The sequence below is a fragment of the Jeotgalicoccus marinus DSM 19772 genome (assembly GCF_000425825.1).
GTDB classification, from domain to species: Bacteria; Bacillota; Bacilli; order Staphylococcales; family Salinicoccaceae; genus Jeotgalicoccus; species Jeotgalicoccus marinus.
The window spans coordinates 73,208-90,560 of record NZ_AUEE01000005.1; the positions used below are offsets into that span (position 1 = coordinate 73,208).

Here is a 17,353-nt window from a genome sequence, read left to right on the forward strand (position 1 = left end):
GCGAATATGGGCGGTGTATTTCAAGTCGATCAGGCTGAATTTATTGAACAAGCAAAACAATTTCAGCTAGAGGGTCAAACAATTGCAGTTGTAAAAAATAATGCATATAACTATGGTTTAGACTTCGCGGTAAAGGCCTTTGCCATAGCAGGCATAGATTATTTTGCAACGACTTCAATTGAAGATGCAATTTATATCAGAAAAATTTGTGGGCAGAAGGTTAATATCTTTCTCCTAAACCCGACAACTGATTTTAAACAGGTCAAACAGCATCGACTTGAGATTACCCTACCTTCTCTTGACTATTATATGTCCTATAAGCATGACTTAGTGGACATTGACTTACATATTGAATTCGAGGGACTATTTAAGCGCTCAGGATTCGCTAAAATCAATGAGGTCGAAGCATTTTTAAACGATGCAAAAGCGAATGATTTTGACTTAAATATTAAGGGACTATGGACACATTTCGGTTATGCCGATGAATTTGATGGTGTATACGAAAAGGAAAGACAGCTATGGCTGGATTTTGTAGAAGGTGTTTTTGAACTCGGGATTCATCCATCCGTTGTTCATGCACAAAATAGCGCGTCATATATGCGTGATGGTCTGTTTAATAATCATAGTCATGTTCGATTAGGTATCGGCTTATATGGTTCTAAACCATTTGAATCATTAGACAGTAAAGACTTCATTCAAAGTGTGTCTGTCACTGCCCCAATTGTCCAAATTAGGCAATTAAAAGCGGGTGAATCACTTGGTTATAGTAAAGCATTTACGGCGACTGAAGATTGTAAGGTCGCTATTGTTGATATCGGCTATGGTGATGGTATTTTAAGAGAAAGAATTAAACATGGCTGTGAAATTGGTGGTCGTTCATATGAGATTGTTGCCTTGATGATGAGTCACATGGCAGTCTTGGTTGATGATCACGTTAAGACGCACATGCCGGTTTACTTATATGGTAAGAGCCAAAGAATCGACCACTTTACAGCGCTAGGAGTCGGTGCAAACTCAGAACAACTCGGTGCTTTTAATTACAACTCGATGAGGAGAGAAATTATTTATGACGACTGAATACGAAAACGGACAATTAATGATGCGAGGCCATAAAATCGCAGACCTTGCAAAAGAATATGGCACGCCGTTAATAATCTACGATGAAGATAAAATGACTTCAATGATGAATCAATATCATCAAATTTTTAAAAGTCATCAAGTCCCCTACTCAATTTCCTATGCCTCTAAAGCATTTTCAAGCATTCAGATGATCAAACTCCTAAAGCGTCAACAAATGGAATTGGACGTTGTATCAGTTGGAGAACTCTATACTGCAATAGAGGCAGGCTTTCCAGTAGAAGATATTCACTTTCATGGTAATAACAAGACGCCATTTGAAATCGACTATGCGATTAAAGCTGGTGTACGATTTTTCATTATCGATGCGATAGATGAAATTGGCTTGATTAATGAGCTGGCTAAAGACCTATCTGAAACCGACCGAATCAATGTCTTAATTCGTATCAATCCAAGTGTTGAAGTCAATACACACGAGTATATTTCAACCGGCCAAGAAGACAGCAAATTTGGCTTATCCTTATCGAACGGTGCAGCTAAAACGGCGATTGATTTGATTCAGAAAAGTGATCATTTAAGCTTTAAAGGTCTACACTACCATTTAGGCTCACAGCTGTCAGAGAGTCGACCGTTCATTAATGCGATTACCAATGTCTTTACTTGGCTAGATGAAGAAGATATTAATATTGAAATCTTAAACATGGGCGGCGGTTACGGTGTGAAATACACACAAGATGATGTGCGTTTTCCGATAGAGTCCGGATTTGATGAGATATTAACGCATTTAAAAGAAACTTTGGAAGCTTCTAATCGTCCAGTGCCTCACTTAATGATAGAACCAGGTCGTTCTATTACCGCAGAAGCTGGGCTTACAGTATATGAAGTGGGTACTATAAAAAATATCCATGGTATTAGTAAGTACGTATCCATCGATGGAGGTATGAGTGATCATATTCGTACGCCCCTTTACGGTGCAGAATACGAAGTTATTCCAGTAAAACTTAGCGATGATAACGCACAAGTCTCAACACATGTCGTCGGTAAATTATGTGAATCCGGTGATGTTATTGGTAAGCACAAGATATTACCGCACGACTTAAAACGTGGGGATTTCCTGGCCATTAAGTCAACAGGCGCCTACCATTACTCCATGGCTTCGAACTATAATCAAATGCAAAAACCAGCAGTGATTTTTGTTAGTGATTCAGGTGTTCGAGAAGTCATTAGACGTCAAAGTTTACCACAGTTAATAGAAAATGATGTGCGATGATGTCACACCTCCAAATTGTTAAATTTGGAGGTGTTTTTCTGAGAACACTGAAGATTTGTTGAACAAATACGATCTCGCCTTTCGTATCATCATGAGCATACTACTCGTATACTCTGCGATTAGTATATTCTCGTCAATTATGGGTGGATTGCTTGGGTTAGTGTTGTTGGAATGGTGAAGAGATATCGACATACCCATTCTATTGAGTTGGAATGGTGAAGAGATATCGACATACCCATTCTATTGAGCTGGAATAGTGATGAGATATGGACATTCCCATTCTATTGATTTGGAATGGTGATGAGATATGGACATTCCCATTCTATTGATTTGGAATGGTGATGAGTTATCGTCATCACCATCCACATGAGTCAGAATGGTGATGAATTATCGACATCACCATCCACATGAGTCAGAACAGTGATGAGGGTCTGTCATCACCATCCAATCAACTTTCTCACTACTTTTCAGTTAATTCATCTATTTAATATGGTTTTTATACCTAATATTAAAGTTGGGTGATTGAGTTGCCATATCAAAATTAAAGTATTTTAAGGTATAAGTGCTATGATTACCCTTTTTGTTTTGGAAACAATGCTCTAAAAGTACCCGCCTTACTACATCTGCGGAAATTTCATAATCAATAAAGGCCATCAAATCGTTTCTGGTCATTTCTTCTTTGTAGAACAAGAATTTATAGTCGCTCATTGCTCTCAGAAGATGCGTTTCATTACTTTCAATTGACCCACACTTATTACAGACAAGATGAAATCTTTTTCTATTTAAGTTAAAGTGACCACATGATCCGCAGTAAAGACCGATTTTTATGCGGGTTTTATCAGTTGAAGGGTTGAAATATGGATTTTCTACTGTATATTGGCTGAGCAAACGAGAAATGTAGTCAGCCTTATTCCCTAAACGCTGGCTTGAACGATTGAGCTGTCGGAAGTATTCACGCATGCCAGAGCGTAAAATAATCTTATTACAGTTTGAAGAATCATCGGTCCGTAGCACTAACGAGTCGTTAGGAAATACCAACTTCCCACTTATATTAAAATCACTCTGCCCTGAATTTCTTAGATCCATTAATTTTCCTAGTGACCGGTTGAGTTGACTAAAAGCATCGTTTGGCAATTGATAGTTATTATTGAACCAAGTGCCATTTTCAATTGTGTAATTCCCAGTAAAATTTTTAACTTCGTTACTAATAATGCCTTGGTCAGTGATGATAAGCGTGTCGTACTGGGTACAAGAATTACCAATCTGAAGATAAAGATCTCGGTATATGTACAAGTAATCATTACCCACACGGTCAAAAATCCTGTCATACAGGCACTCACCTTCATAACCCTTTATAGCATTTTTGTATTTAACATCCTCACTTTTCGTTAATTTAACACGTCAATTCAAGGCTTCATAATGTAGTAATTTATGGGGTTTATTTCTACTATTTATAAAAATTACTATCCCTCCTAAAAGTCCATCTACTCTAAATATACGAAAAAAAAGCAGCTTTTCTTTTTTTCGGACAAGTTTATACAAATTTTATAAAATTACTTAAGTTTTCACCTCTCTTAACCGATAAAAGTTAAACTTCCCCAAAAATTTATTTCAATAAGTCTTACTTAAGTAAATAAGCACAAAAAAATAGGACCCCAATAATTGGGATCCTGTAGTTTACAAATTATTCTAATGAATCAATTTATAATTATAGTTTAGCAACGTTAGCAGCTTGTGGACCGCGGTCGCCTTCAACTACTTCAAATTCTACTTCTTGACCTTCTTCAAGTGATTTGTAACCTTCTTGGTTAATAGCTGAGAAGTGTACGAATACATCGTTTTCGCCTTCAACTTCGATGAAGCCGAAACCTTTTTCTGCGTTAAACCATTTTACTGTACCTTGTTTCATTAATAAAATCCTCCAAAAGACGTTAATTATCAATAAGCATAACTTACTGATAATTCATATTATACAAGAAGGATTGTTATATTGCAATCTCATTTTCAGGACTTTTCTTTAATTGTCTTCATAGTTGAAAAATTCATTATTTTTAGTCATCAATGGCGTATAGTAAATTTGCATATCTTCTTCGCAGTCTTCGCAATACTCTATATCACAAGCATTGAAAAAAGCAATAATATTATATTTTCCTGTTATATGGCTATTATACTTTTGTTTCATCTCGCCGATGATTGTATTGTATGTGTGCAAGAGATTATTTAAGTCAGTCGCCTGATACCGTTTGATGATATCTTCTTGCCAACCATCAAATAGCCACCAACCTTCATAATCAGCCTTTATGATTACAACTTCATACATGTTTAAAACTCCATTTCACTAGCCTATCGTTGAAATCATTATAAACGCGAATAATTAGCATTATCAAGCATTACGCTTTATAATTGTAATAAATAGCCACATTTTATTAAGGAGTTTTGAACGATGAAAGGTAACTATTCTCATTTCATTGCTTCTGTGATCGCCGTACCTATAGGACTGATTACCTGGGTACTCTCCTCAAACATATTTGACATTCATATGTTTCTCGATGTAGTGCTAGGTATAGGTGGTTTTGGTGCATCCTACCTCCCCTCACATCGAATCGCTCACAATAAGCATTTAGAAGAAATAAACTTAACGAATAGTGAATATAAATATATCAAGAGCCAGTTACATCAGGTTGATGAACAGATGAAAAGGCTGAGATCCAGCTATATGAATATTCGTTCGATCAAAGATGCAAAATTAATTTTTGAAATCAATAGAATAATTAAAACAATCATATCTTCAGTTGAAGAAGAGCCTCGGAAGTTTTATCGAGGTCAACAGTTCTTTCACTCTAACTTAGAGTCTGCAGTTAATACGATTGAAAAGTATTTATATTTATATAAGATGCCGGGTAAATCTAAAAATGAACGTATCCAATTACATGAAACCCGCCTTTCGCTATTAGAGCTGAAAAGAACTTTACAATCGAATTTATCTTACATGAATCAAGCGAGTTATAATGATCTCGATATAGAAAGAGAAATTATTAGAAGAAATGCATCGAGATCAAAAAAACGCCAAGCAATGTTAGGTAACAAGCTTGATAAGGAAAAAGTAAATCTAAAACGTGAAGAAAAAGAAGAAATACTATATCGAGGTGAACAGAATGACGGAAGATAACTTAAAAAATGAACTATTAAAAGACCCATTTAAAAGTATAAATGAACCTGGTGAACAGGATGACTTCGTACTCCAAAAGGAAGTTCAACCAGAGACAAATAGTCAATCTAATTCAGTACTGACGACTTTTCAAGATCAGTTCTCAGAAGAGGATTTAAAGACAATCAAAGACATCAAAAACAAGATTCAACCGCTTGATAACGATGCCTTGATTACTTACGGTGCGAATGCACAGCAGGCAATGTCTAAGTTCTCTCACCAAATGTTAAATGAGGTTCAATCAAAAGATGTTGGGCCGATCGGTGATACGCTTGAAGATTTGATGAAGAAGCTTAAAGAGATTGACCCTGAAGAGTTAACGAATGAAAAAAGTAACATCTTTAAGCGTATGTTCGGTAAAGTCAAACGCTCAGTCAATGAGATGATCTCAAAACACCAAAGTATTGCTTCACAAGTAGATCGTATCTCAATCCAACTTGAACATGCTAAAGAAGTATTGGTTAAAGATGTGAACATGTTAGATGGTCTTTATAACCAAAACAAAGATTACTTTGATGCCATTAATATTTATATTGCAGCGGCTGAACTTAAAAAAGAAGAGCTTGAAAATGAAGAGCTACCAAGACTTAAAAAGAAAGCAAATGAATCGAATAACCAGATGGATGTTCAAGATGTGAATGATATGATGCAGTATGTAAATCGTCTTGAAAAACGTATACACGATTTAAAACTGTCTAGACAAATCACATTACAATCTGCACCTCAAATTCGTATGATTCAAAATATTAATCAGACCTTAGCGGAGAAAATTCAGAGTTCAATTTTGACTTCTATTCCATTATGGAAGAATCAAATGGCGATTGCCCTGACCCTACTTCGTCAAGAATCGGCATCTAAGGCACAACAAGAAGTGACGAATACAACCAATGACTTATTAACGAAGAATAGCGAAATGCTTAGACAAAATTCACTGAGAACAGCAACTGAAAATGAACGTGGTATTGTAGATATTGAGACATTGAAACTGACTCAGGAGAATCTTGTATCCACAATTGAAGAAACATTAAAAATTCAGTCCGAAGGTTCACAGAAGCGTAAATCAGCTGAGGCTGAACTTGTAACAATGGAAAAAGAATTGAAGGAACGACTCTTACAATTAAAAGATGAATATAGATATTAATTAATAACTATAATAATCGACACAAAAATGGGAGCTAGCAAAATCGCTAGCTCCCGTTTTTTATGTTTTAAGAGTACTCTACTCTTGGTTTATTCAGTGCGATAACATAACCAAGAATGTAACCGACAATCATGAATGGTAGCCATTCAAAACTTGCACTAAACAGAGGTAATACTTCTAGCCAATCCATTGTCAGCCATCCGTTTCGGTGAATAACTGAAAGAATAGAAAGAATTGCAACTAATAATACTGGAATTTGCAAACTCAGTTTTGGTGATGGTACAAAGTATGTTAGCACTAGTAGGACGACTGTTGTCATTGCAACAGGATAAATAATCGACAAAATTGGAACGCTTGTTGCAATAACTTGGTCTAGACCTTGGTTGGCAAGACCAAATGAAATAAGTACGAATAAGACAACCCATACTTTGTAAGGTACTTTAGGTAAAATGCTATTAAAGTAGCCAGATACAGAAACTATCAATCCAGTTCCAGTAGTTAAACAAGCTAAGAATACTATAGTACCTAATAAGATTGGTCCAAAAATACCAAAAATATCAGAACTCATGAAAGTCAGTAAGAACGTACCTAAGTTTTGGTCATCAACAGCTGCCCCGCCGAGATCAACTTTGTTCGCTAACCAACCGAGTGAGATGTATATGACACCTAGTAAAATCGCTGCTAGAAATGCTGACTTGATTGTGCCAAACAGCAAATCCTTTCTATTGGTAATTCCAAGTTGACGAATAGAATTTAAAACTAAAACACTAAAGGCAATTGCTGCGATTGCATCCATTGTTAAATATCCCTCTGTGAAACCAATAGAGAAAGGTGAAGTCGCTTCAAATGTTTCATTTGCAGGATTAATTGGATTATTAAAATATGCAATACCTGCAAAGATAATTAATAAAACAATACTGATTAATAGTAAAGGTGTTAATACTTGCCCAATACTATTAACGAGTGAGCCTGGTTTAATACTAAGTAAAAATACGATAATAAAGTACACAAGTGAAAATATTAATAACCATAATCCAGTATTTTCACTCAAGAACGGTACTACTGCCATTTCATAAGCTGTTGTTGCTGTTCTTGGAATGGCAAAGAATGGTCCAATCGTTAAATAAATAACAACTAGGAAAATTACTGCAAATGCTGGATGTATATTTTTAAGAGACTCTCTATATCCATCTTTTGAAATTGAACCAACAATGACACCTAAAAGTGGTAAACCTACCCCAGTTAAGACAAAGGCAATAATTGCTGTCCAGAAATATTCTCCGCTAGAAAAACCGAGAGCAGGTGGAAAAATTAAATTACCTGCGCCAAAAAACATGGCAAACAGGGTGAAACCTACCATTATGACTTGCTTCGTACTCATATGCATCCCTCATCTAAAAACTAGTATGCAATTAGTCTACACTAGAACGTATAAAAAATCTATGAGTTATTTAAATTATCTGAATTATTTTCTAAGAAAAGTAAGTTTTGTAATATCCAGCAGGCTTTCCTGAATTGTCTATAACAAAAATATATTCTTCAGTTTCGTTAATGACTCTATACTCCTTACCTACAGTTAACATATCAGAGACTTTAAACTTTTCTGCATCTGTATGTTTAACTGTGACAGTACCTAGATTATTATCTTGCCAATTTTCTTGAATCATATTATTCCTCCTATAAAAAAGAAAAGGTATCCCTTGGATACCTTTATCTTTAAAAGTATTTAATAAATTAACCTTCTAGTAACAGGTCTTCTGGATTTTCGATTAATTCTTTAACAGTTTTTAAGAAGCCAACTGATTCTGCACCGTCAATGATTCTGTGGTCATAGCTTAATGCAATGTACATCATTGGGCGGATTTCAATGTCATCTCCAACCGCGACAGGACGTTTTTGGATTGTGTGCATACCTAAGATTGCAGCTTGTGTACCATTGATGATTGGTGTAGACATTAATGATCCAAATACCCCACCGTTAGTAATTGTGAATGAGCCACCTGACATTTCATCAAGAGAAAGTTTCTTCTCTCTCGCTTTTGTTGCGAGGTCAGCAATATCGTTTTCAATTTCAGCAAATGTTTTTCTATCTGTGTTACGTACTACCGGTACAACAAGTCCTTCTTCTGTAGATACAGCAATCGATACATCAAAGAATTCTTTATAAACTAAGTCTGTGCCATCAATTTCAGCATTTACAGCTGGGTACTTACGAAGTGCGGCTGTTACAGCTTTAGTAAAGAATGACATAAAGCCAAGTTTAGTACCATCATTACGTTCCATGAATGATTCTTTTTTGCGTTTTCTTAATGCCATAACATTCGTCATATCTATCTCGTTGAATGTTGTTAACATTGCAGTATTTTGAGAAACATCTAATAGACGTTTAGCAATGGTTTGTCTACGGCGTGACATTTTTTCACGTCTAACTGGTTTTTCAGGTGTTGTATTTTTTTTCGTCTCAGCTTTAGGTGCTTCTTCTTTTTTAGCAGCAGGCTGACTTGAAGCTTGACCGTGATTTTCAACATCTTGGCTACGTACAAGACCGCGTGGATCAGCAGCATTGATGTCTGAAAGGCTAATGCCTTTTTCACGTGCAAGTTTTCTAGCAGATGGTGTGGCAACGATTGTACCATCTTCAGTTTTCACAGTTGTTGTTTCTTCTTCTTTTTCTTTAGGTGCTGAAGTAGATTCTTCTTTTGCTTCAGCTTTAGGTGCTTCTTTTTCTGAACTTTCTTCTTTTGCAGGTGCACCACTACCTTCACCGACTACGGCAATGACTTGACCAACTTCTACAGTGTCACCTTCTTCAGCTTTAATTTCTGAAATGACACCAGCTTCTTCACTGACAATTTCTACGTTTACTTTATCAGTTTCTAATTCAAGGACGTTTTCACCTTTTTCTACACTGTCGCCTACTTGCTTAAACCAAGTAGATATAGTTCCTTCTGTAATTGATTCTGCTAATTCAGGCACGATGATTTCAGCCATTTATATAATACCTCCTATTATTTTAAAGCGTTCTCGATGATACTTTGTTGTACTAGTTTGTAAGATCCACCGTTACCTTCGGCTGTTGAAGCACTTGGTTTTCTTCCTACATAATTTAATGTCGCTTTAGATGGTACGATATCGAGCAAGTACGGTAGAACGAAGTGATATGCACCTTGGTTTTGTGGCTCTTCTTGAACGAAGCGTACTTCACTAAGATTCGTTAAGCCAGATAAGACTTCTTTAATTGCCTCGCTTGGGAATGGATATAGCTGTTCAAGTCTAATGATGAGTAATTCATCGTTAGGTGATTCGTTTTTCGCTTCTGCTTCAAGTATATCTACAGCGACTTTACCACTTGCAATTACAACAGTTTTAACTTTAGTTTTCTTGTATTCCGGAACAATAATTTCTTTGAATTGACCGTTTACAAATTCACTTACAGGTTGGCTCGCTGTTGAGTTTCTAAGCAAACTCTTAGGTGACATTACAACGAGTGGACGCATTTTTTCAGTGTTCAAGTATTTCGCTTGTCTACGTAAAATGTGGAAGTAGTTTGCACTACTAGACAAGTTAACCACTGTCATATTATTTTCTGCACATAGCTGTAAATACTTCTCTAAACGTGCAGATGAGTGTTCAGGACCTTGTCCTTCTTGAGCATGTGGTAGAAGTAAAGTTAAGGCAGTTCTTTCACCCCATTTAGAGTGGGCACTTGACATAAATACATCAAAAATTGCTTGGGCCATGTTGGAGAAATCTCCGTATTGTGCTTCCCAAATTGCCATAGCTTCATTGTTCTCAACGTTGTAACCATACTCATAAGCAACAACCGCCATCTCAGTTAATGGTGAGTTATAAAGTTCAAATGATGCTTTAGAATCACTGATGTTGTGAAGTGGTGTATGTCGTTTACCTGTCTCTGGGTCATGTAAAACAGCATGACGTTGAGCGAATGTACCACGTTCTGCATCTTCACCTGTAAATCGAATTGGCGTACCGTCTTGGTTAATTGTTGCAAATGCAAGGGCTTCAGCATGTGCCCAGTCAACAAGTGCTGTGTCGTCTTCAAATGGTTTCTTACGACGATCTAAAACATTACCTAATTTCTTAAGTGGTTTGAAGTCCTCCGGGTATGTTAACAGCTCTTCATTGATCTTCGCTAATCTCTCTCTAGAGATTTCAGTTTCTTGATCATTTGACTGTCCTTCTAAGATTTCATCAGGTGTCTTGATATCTTTAGTGACAATCGTATCATCTTTGTTGATCTTGTCATGTTCCGCTCTTAATTCATCTTGAATTGCTTGCATAATCGATTCTTTGTCTTCTTTTGTTAAGACACCCTCTTCAACAAGTTGATCACCGTAAAGATTATCAATAGTTGGATATTCATGAACTTCATTATAAAGTTTAGGGTTTGTTGTCATTGGCTCATCCATTTCGTTATGACCATAACGACGGTAACCAATCAAATCAATTACAAGGTCTTTTTTGAATTTCTGACGATATTGTATTGCAATATCAATGACGCGTAAAACATATTCCGGGCGGTCAGCATTGACGTGGAATACTGGCATATCAAAGCCTTTAGCGATATCAGATGCATATAGTGTTGAACGTGCATCCCACTCCTCTGTTGTAAAGCCAATACGGTTATTCGTAATGATGTGAAGTGCCCCGCCAACCGTATAGCCTGCGAGGTTTGATAAGTTCATTGATTCAGGGTTAACACCTAGTCCAGGGAAGGCTGCGTCACCATGAATGATCACACCAAGTGAATTATCAGTATCATGTACTGCTTTACCACTTTGGTTTGTTGAATCTTGTTGTGCGCGCGTACGTCCTTGGACAACGGGTCCAACAATCTCTAAGTGTGATGGGTTATTAGCAAGTGTAACAGTCTGTGTAATTCCTTTGTCTGTTCTTGTTTTCACACCACCTAAGTGATATTTAACATCGCCCATCCAACCATTCGTCAATTCTAGTGAACCGTCTTCTGGTAAGAATTTCATTGGGTCGGTAGACATAAATTCACTTAACATCATAGCGTAAGGTTTTTGTAATGTATGTGTGAGTACATTTAAGCGACCACGGTGTGCCATTCCAATTTGTAGATGTGGAATATTTTCATCCGCCATGCGTTGTAATAAGTGATCTAACATGGGTACAAGTGAGTCTACACCCTCAATAGAAAAACGTTTTGCACCAACAAAGTTTTTGTGAAGGTATTTTTCAAATCCTTCTGTTTTAACAAGTTCTTTAAACAGATGAAGTTTTTCTTCTTCTGATAAATTCACTTCGCCTTCACTTTCAATAGCGTTTTGTAACCATTCTCTTTCCTCGCCATTGTTGATGTGCGTATATTCATAAGATAAAGGAGACGTGTAAACCTGTTCTAAATAACGTGCTGCATCCAAGGCATTATCGAACTTATCAGCCATCGCTTCTGATACGATACTTGCTGGTAGAGCTTCTAAATCCGCATCCTGGAAGCCGTATGCATTGAAATCAAAATCTGGTGCATTATCAATTTCTGGAGCATATACTGGATACACATCGGCTTTTAAATGACCATATTGACGAACGTCGTTTAGCCATTGTAAAATCCCTTTAATCTTGTCTTGTCCTGCAGCAGATAACTGCTTGCCGTCCTGACGAGTATTACCTTCCTGATCAGTTGAAATGTTATCAAAAAGATACTTCATTTCATCTGATACTGAATCTGGGTCATTCTTGTACATGTCAAAATATTCAAGAATTAAACCAAGATTTGTACCAAATCTAAGTGGTGCATTCTCAAATTCTCTTTCTTGCATTGTACTGCCACCTCGTTTTATTTTTTTAATACTCTTTATACCTAAACTTTACCATTTTGTGCCTCTTCTTTAAAGCACGAACATTGATAAGTGTAAATTTAATCTCGCTTATTTTTGAACTTTTGGAAATTTGATATGAACAGTGGTCGATTGACCTTCAACACTAGAAATCCAGACCTGTCCACGGTACAATTCTGCTACTTTTTTAGCAATAGAGAGACCGAGTCCATTGCCACCTTGTTGACGACTTCTTGATTTATCAACGCGGTAAAAACGATTAAACACTTGATCGATTTCATCTTTAGGAATACCGATTCCACTATCGCTTATTTCAATCAATACATCACCCTTATTATCAACTTCAGTTGATACTGTGATATGTTTGTTTTCTTTATCGAATTTAATGGCATTATCTAAGAAGATAATGAGCATCTGTTCAAAGTGATAGTTGTTGATAGGATACATAAGATTCGCCTTAGTAAAGTCGGTTGTAAACATGTAGTCTGGATGCACTTTTCTAAGGCTTGATAAACGACTTTCAATCTCATCATTAATGTTAACCAAATCGGGTTGTACATACTCAGAACCTTCATTTTTAGTCAGTAGTAATAACTCTTCAACTAGACGATTGATTCGCTTTAATTCATCTATAGAGATACCGAGTGACTCATCGAGTACTTCAGGATTATTTCTCCCCCATCGATTGATCAACTGTAGGTGACCCTGAATAATTTGTAGGGGTGTTCTAAGTTCGTGTGAAGCATCTTCAACGAATTGCTTTTGCTGATTATAGGATTCCTCTAGGGCATCCATCATATTATTAAAGGATTCAATCATATAGTCTGTTTCAACAATATTCGTTTTTAGTTCCAAACGTTCAGCAAAGCCTTGGTTTTCAATCTTTTTCAGTTGATTGGTAAATCGACCGATGGGTTTAACCATCTGGATTGAAAAGAAGTAAGAAATAACAGACGTAAACGTGATAGATAAGAACCCGATAATTGTTGCGATGAACAGCATCATTCGAATAATTGTATTATACTCATTGAGCGGATGGATGACTGCAACATAGCCATGCCAAAAATCAGATTGAATCATCTGAGATGCAACTAAATAATCATCCCCCTCAATACTTTTCTCATTAATCAAAGGGTTGTCCGATTGCTGGAAATCCAATTCAAAATACAATTCAGAACGCGCTGGCCATCTGTATACTTCCTCACCACTTAATGTATATAAAGCCATCTGTTGGTTGTCAATTAAGCTAGAGTATATGTCTCGCTCAGTAATGGTATTAAAAGCTTGATTGGCATAGAGCGTACTCACATCATCCAATGCCCTTGAAACAGATCGGTATTCTTGATCTTTTAAATAAACACTCGTGGCATAAATTAAAAGTGAACTAAATAAAAGATAGGTAATTGTAATGATAAGTATAGATAATTTTAGCCACTGGGAACGTAATGATTTGTTCGTATTCATTGTCGAATCACGTAACCGACGCCACGAACCGTTTCGATAACCTTATCCTTCTCGAAAGGTTTAAGCTTGTTTCTCAAATATCTGATGTATACATCGACGACATTGGTCTCAACTTCACTATCATAGCCCCAGATAATATCTAAAATCTGTTCTCTTTTCATAACAATACCAGTGTTCTTAGCAAGTAAATAAAGTAACTCATGCTCAGTTTTTGTCAGTTCAATCGGCTGATCATCAATCGATACAGTATAGGCGGTTGTATCGATTTGGATGCCATGTAATTCAACTGTGTCATGGTTCACTTCAACAGATTGGTTTCTACGCATTATCACGCGAAGACGCGCCAGTAACTCTTCTATTTCAAAAGGCTTAACAATATAATCATCTGCACCATAGTCTAGGCCGACAACCTTATCATAGGTCTCCCCTTTTGCTGTAATTATAATAATCGGCGTATTCTTCGTTTTTCTTAATTTACGACACACTTCTAGTCCATTCAGCTTTGGTAACATTAAGTCTAAAAGAATGGCATCGTAATCATTATCATAAGCAAGATTAAAACCCTCTTGACCATCATCTGCAATCGTTACTTCATAGCCTTCATGGCTTAATTCTAATTCGATAAAACGTGCTAAATTCGTTTCATCCTCTACTACTAATATTTTCGGCATCTTTACCCACCTCATTTTCTATAATATTATCATGAAAATGAAAACTAAAGAAATATGAGCATCAGTCATAAATACATATACATAAAAGTAAAAAAAGGGGCTGGGACAAAAACTCTGAATATATAGGGAAATAATAAATTATAATAGAAAAGCCGGACGTTAGACTTCTAGGGGAATAGCATCTGCGTGAGACTACAGGCTCACGCGATGCCCCAGAAAAGCTAACGTCCGGCTTATTATATGAAGGGAATTGTTTTGTCCCAACCCCTTTTTTACGATATAAAGATTAACTCACTATAGTAGATGGCGTTTCCATCATATAGCTCTGTTGTTTAATTAATAAGTTCTTTTTAACTTCAGGCCATTCGTCATCGATAATTGAATAGATAATCAGATTTCTAGGAACACCGTGTAGTGCACGTTCCTTTCTTATAATGCCCTCTTTTGTAAAACCAATGCGTTCGATCGCTTTGTTCGAACGCTCATTTCTTTCATCTGCTCGTACTTGAACCCGCATGAGGTTCAATACCTCAAAACAATATTCGAGTAATAGGAATTTGCTGTCGGAGTTAATGAAGGTGCGCTGGGCTTTAGTACCAAACCATGATGCACCGATTTCACAGCTCTGACGCTCGTAATCAATATGTTGGATTCTCGTTGAGCCAACGACTTCTCCTGTAGATTTTAAGACGACAACAAAGGGAATTGTATTCATCTCACCACGTAAGTCTATGGCACTTTGAATCCATTCACGCATTGTTTCTTCTGTAGTCGCTTGAAAAAGCATATAAGTCCAAATACTGTCATGGTTTATTGCCTGTAATTCTTCTGCATGACTGAGTTGCATCGGAAGAAGTCTAATTCTGTCGTTTTCAAGTGTGATGTTTTCATATAAATTTATCACCATAAAATCACCTGCCGTCTTAAAATATTTCTAAAGCAAATCAATTATAATTCCCCTACTCACCTTTAGCAATCAAAAAAATTACGGCTCCGATCTTAAAATCGAAGCCGCTTTTTAAACTTGTTGTGCATGAGCGCACTGGTGCCAAAAACAACGGCAAGACCGATGATGACACCGGCTAAGACGTCGGTTGGATAATGGACACCGAGGTAAACTCTTGAAGACGAAATCATCAAGATGAAGGTAGCGCAAATGGTCATTAATAGCGCCTTATTATTTAAATTTGTTTCTTTTATGACGTGAGCAACGGAACCAAAAAATATGGTGGAACCGACTGCATGGCCGCTCGGAAAACTGAAACCTGAGATTTCAATTAATCTTAAAAAGCTTGGACGTTCTCTATCAAAAGAATTTTTTAATACTGGGATTAAAACTGTTGAAATCAACATTGAAATAATGAAAAACAGTGTATGAATTTTAAGTTTATACAGCATTAAGATAGAAATCATTATTAATGACATAACAATCATAGATAAAAGTTCACCAAGCTGAGTAAAACCTAGCATTAATGCTGTGGTAATGAAGCTTTCAGAGGCATAGATAAATTCATAGACTTCTCGGTCGATCCAGCGGCCGAGCCTAGACTCATGGAATATTGCTATGACACCAAAAATTAAAGTGAACACTAAAAATAAGGATATTTTCTTTTGTCGGCTCACTTCTCTGCCTCCTCGATTAGCTTATCTGCGAATTCACTTGGTTGATAAGCGTGTTTAAACTGTGTCATTTTAATCGTAATTTCACTGTAATTCTCATCGATGTGTGTCAATTTATTTTGTAGGTCGTCTAGATTTAAATCATCTTCTTCAATTACTTCTGCATAGCCATGCTTTTTAAAATGCTTGGCATTTTGGATTTGATCCCCACGACTTTGATCTAAACCAAGTGGAATTAAAACCATTGGTTTTTTAGCGAGCAGAAATTCAAAAATTGCATTTGAACCTGCTCTTGAAATTACAACATCAGAAATTGCGAGTAGATGCTTTAAATCCTCATCTGCATACTCCAGTTGAAGGTAGCGATCATGCTTCACACTGTCGTTTTTGTTTCCCTTACCCGTAAGGTGAATAATTTGATATTTGTCACACAGTGTCGACAAGTGACTCCATACAAATTCATTGATTTTCTTTGAACCAAGTGAGCCACCCATTATTAATAGAACTGGCGTTTGACTTGTGAAATGGCTGATCTCATAGCCAGTTTCGTTATTACCAGTATTCAGTTCTGTTCTTAATACTGGTCCTAAGTATTCTGCCTTTACGTCAGTGAAATGACGTGTTGTTTCTTCAAATGTACAGAAGACCTTAGTTGCAAATTTACTTGCAATTCTATTTGCTAATCCAGGTGTTAAGTCGGATTCATGTATATAGACAGGGACATCTTTTGCCGCTGCTGCTAAAACGACAGGGACTGAGACAAAGCCGCCCTTAGAAAAGACGAATAAGGGTTGTTCTTGTTTTAAGATTTTTTTTGCATCAGTCACACCTTTTAAAACTTTAAAGATGTCTTTAAGATTCTCAAAAGATAAATAGCGTCTTAGCTTTCCACTTGAAATTTCATGGAATGGAATATTAGTGGTGCCAATAATTTCTCTTTCTATTCCTTTTTTAGAACCGATGTAATGTGGATCTATCCCTCTTTCTATAAGTTCAGGAATAAGTAATTTATTGAGCATAACGTGCCCGACTGTTCCACCACCAGTGAGCATTGCTTTTTTATTTGTAGAAACCATA

General features: G+C 36.5%; 16 protein-coding genes. 4 read left to right on the forward strand and 12 right to left on the reverse strand.

Going from position 1 to position 17,353, the window contains the following annotated elements:
* Positions 1 to 6: 6 nt before the first annotated feature.
* Together H624_RS0103050 and lysA are read left to right on the forward strand one after the other, a co-directional pair.
* Positions 7 to 1,077, forward strand: coding sequence for an alanine racemase (locus H624_RS0103050; protein ID WP_026866277.1), 1,071 nt, complete (start codon positions 7 to 9; stop codon positions 1,075 to 1,077).
* Positions 1,067 to 2,347 carry a diaminopimelate decarboxylase gene (lysA, locus tag H624_RS0103055; protein WP_026866278.1) on the forward strand — a complete coding sequence of 427 codons (1,281 nt, stop codon included), beginning with the start codon at positions 1,067 to 1,069 and terminating at the stop codon, positions 2,345 to 2,347. The genes H624_RS0103050 and lysA overlap by 11 nt, the downstream gene beginning before the upstream one ends.
* A 480-nt stretch (positions 2,348 to 2,827) precedes the next feature.
* On the opposite strand, the gene H624_RS0103060 is transcribed toward lysA, so the two are convergent.
* The 3 genes from H624_RS0103060 to H624_RS0103070 form a co-directional block, all read right to left on the reverse strand.
* A complete protein-coding gene (locus tag H624_RS0103060; protein ID WP_084145693.1) occupies positions 2,828 to 3,703 on the reverse strand; it encodes a nuclease-related domain-containing protein in 876 nt (291 codons plus the stop codon).
* Between the two features lie 352 nt (positions 3,704 to 4,055).
* Positions 4,056 to 4,256: a cold shock protein CspA gene (gene cspA, locus H624_RS0103065; RefSeq protein WP_026866280.1), complete on the reverse strand. Its 201-nt coding sequence runs from the start codon at positions 4,254 to 4,256 to the stop codon at positions 4,056 to 4,058.
* A gap of 108 nt (positions 4,257 to 4,364) precedes the next feature.
* The gene (locus tag H624_RS0103070; protein WP_026866281.1) at positions 4,365 to 4,667 is read right to left on the reverse strand and encodes a DUF1033 family protein; all 303 of its coding nucleotides are present in this window, start codon (positions 4,665 to 4,667) and stop codon (positions 4,365 to 4,367) included.
* A 123-nt stretch (positions 4,668 to 4,790) separates the two neighbouring features.
* On the opposite strand from H624_RS0103070, the gene H624_RS0103075 reads away from it, so the two are divergent.
* Positions 4,791 to 5,516 carry a 5-bromo-4-chloroindolyl phosphate hydrolysis family protein gene (locus H624_RS0103075; protein ID WP_026866282.1) on the forward strand — a complete coding sequence of 242 codons (726 nt, stop codon included), beginning with the start codon at positions 4,791 to 4,793 and terminating at the stop codon, positions 5,514 to 5,516.
* Positions 5,503 to 6,696 carry a toxic anion resistance protein gene (locus tag H624_RS0103080; protein WP_026866283.1) on the forward strand — a complete coding sequence of 398 codons (1,194 nt, stop codon included), beginning with the start codon at positions 5,503 to 5,505 and terminating at the stop codon, positions 6,694 to 6,696. Before H624_RS0103075 ends, H624_RS0103080 begins: the two co-directional genes overlap by 14 nt.
* A 67-nt stretch (positions 6,697 to 6,763) precedes the next feature.
* On the opposite strand, the gene brnQ is transcribed toward H624_RS0103080, so the two are convergent.
* The 9 genes from brnQ to H624_RS0103125 all read right to left on the reverse strand — a co-directional run bounded on the left by brnQ (position 6,764) and on the right by H624_RS0103125 (position 17,352).
* Positions 6,764 to 8,077, reverse strand: a complete 1,314-nt coding sequence (gene brnQ, locus H624_RS0103085; RefSeq protein ID WP_026866284.1) for a branched-chain amino acid transport system II carrier protein — start codon at positions 8,075 to 8,077, stop codon at positions 6,764 to 6,766.
* Between the two features lie 91 nt (positions 8,078 to 8,168).
* Entirely contained in the window at positions 8,169 to 8,363 is a 195-nt protein-coding gene (locus H624_RS0103090) for a DUF6501 family protein (protein WP_026866285.1), read from the reverse strand.
* 67 nt (positions 8,364 to 8,430) lie between these two features.
* Entirely contained in the window at positions 8,431 to 9,687 is a 1,257-nt protein-coding gene (gene odhB, locus H624_RS0103095) for a 2-oxoglutarate dehydrogenase complex dihydrolipoyllysine-residue succinyltransferase (protein WP_026866286.1), read from the reverse strand.
* Between the two features lie 17 nt (positions 9,688 to 9,704).
* Complete coding sequence (locus H624_RS0103100; RefSeq protein WP_026866287.1) at positions 9,705 to 12,503, reverse strand: 2-oxoglutarate dehydrogenase E1 component; 2,799 nt, start codon at positions 12,501 to 12,503, stop codon at positions 9,705 to 9,707.
* A gap of 108 nt (positions 12,504 to 12,611) precedes the next feature.
* Positions 12,612 to 13,985 carry a sensor histidine kinase gene (locus tag H624_RS0103105; RefSeq protein ID WP_026866288.1) on the reverse strand — a complete coding sequence of 458 codons (1,374 nt, stop codon included), beginning with the start codon at positions 13,983 to 13,985 and terminating at the stop codon, positions 12,612 to 12,614.
* On the reverse strand, positions 13,982 to 14,656 hold the full coding sequence (locus tag H624_RS0103110; protein ID WP_026866289.1) for a response regulator transcription factor: 675 nt from the start codon (positions 14,654 to 14,656) through the stop codon (positions 13,982 to 13,984). Before H624_RS0103110 ends, H624_RS0103105 begins: the two co-directional genes overlap by 4 nt.
* Before the next feature lie 286 nt (positions 14,657 to 14,942).
* Entirely contained in the window at positions 14,943 to 15,563 is a 621-nt protein-coding gene (locus tag H624_RS0103115) for a GNAT family N-acetyltransferase (protein WP_051220456.1), read from the reverse strand.
* Between the two features lie 92 nt (positions 15,564 to 15,655).
* Positions 15,656 to 16,279, reverse strand: coding sequence for a phosphatase PAP2 family protein (locus H624_RS0103120; RefSeq protein WP_026866291.1), 624 nt, complete (start codon positions 16,277 to 16,279; stop codon positions 15,656 to 15,658).
* Positions 16,276 to 17,352: an undecaprenyldiphospho-muramoylpentapeptide beta-N-acetylglucosaminyltransferase gene (locus H624_RS0103125; protein ID WP_026866292.1), complete on the reverse strand. Its 1,077-nt coding sequence runs from the start codon at positions 17,350 to 17,352 to the stop codon at positions 16,276 to 16,278. The genes H624_RS0103120 and H624_RS0103125 overlap by 4 nt, the downstream gene beginning before the upstream one ends.
* Position 17,353: the final 1 nt, after the last annotated feature.

Bases quoted from the DNA above. Each gene is read 5' to 3' on its own strand.
- H624_RS0103050 (WP_026866277.1), top strand. From the start codon at position 7: ATGGGCGGTGTATTTCAAGTCGATCAGGCTGAATTTATTGAACAAGCA.
- lysA (WP_026866278.1), top strand. From the start codon at position 1,067: ATGACGACTGAATACGAAAACGGACAATTAATGATGCGAGGCCATAAA.
- cspA (WP_026866280.1), bottom strand. From the start codon at position 4,256: ATGAAACAAGGTACAGTAAAATGGTTTAACGCAGAAAAAGGTTTCGGC.
- H624_RS0103070 (WP_026866281.1), bottom strand. From the start codon at position 4,667: ATGTATGAAGTTGTAATCATAAAGGCTGATTATGAAGGTTGGTGGCTA.
- H624_RS0103075 (WP_026866282.1), top strand. From the start codon at position 4,791: ATGAAAGGTAACTATTCTCATTTCATTGCTTCTGTGATCGCCGTACCT.
- H624_RS0103080 (WP_026866283.1), top strand. From the start codon at position 5,503: ATGACGGAAGATAACTTAAAAAATGAACTATTAAAAGACCCATTTAAA.
- brnQ (WP_026866284.1), bottom strand. From the start codon at position 8,077: ATGAGTACGAAGCAAGTCATAATGGTAGGTTTCACCCTGTTTGCCATG.
- H624_RS0103090 (WP_026866285.1), bottom strand. From the start codon at position 8,363: ATGATTCAAGAAAATTGGCAAGATAATAATCTAGGTACTGTCACAGTT.
- odhB (WP_026866286.1), bottom strand. From the start codon at position 9,687: ATGGCTGAAATCATCGTGCCTGAATTAGCAGAATCAATTACAGAAGGA.
- H624_RS0103100 (WP_026866287.1), bottom strand. From the start codon at position 12,503: ATGCAAGAAAGAGAATTTGAGAATGCACCACTTAGATTTGGTACAAAT.
- H624_RS0103105 (WP_026866288.1), bottom strand. From the start codon at position 13,985: ATGAATACGAACAAATCATTACGTTCCCAGTGGCTAAAATTATCTATA.
- H624_RS0103110 (WP_026866289.1), bottom strand. From the start codon at position 14,656: ATGCCGAAAATATTAGTAGTAGAGGATGAAACGAATTTAGCACGTTTT.
- H624_RS0103115 (WP_051220456.1), bottom strand. From the start codon at position 15,563: ATGGTGATAAATTTATATGAAAACATCACACTTGAAAACGACAGAATT.
- H624_RS0103125 (WP_026866292.1), bottom strand. From the start codon at position 17,352: ATGGTTTCTACAAATAAAAAAGCAATGCTCACTGGTGGTGGAACAGTC.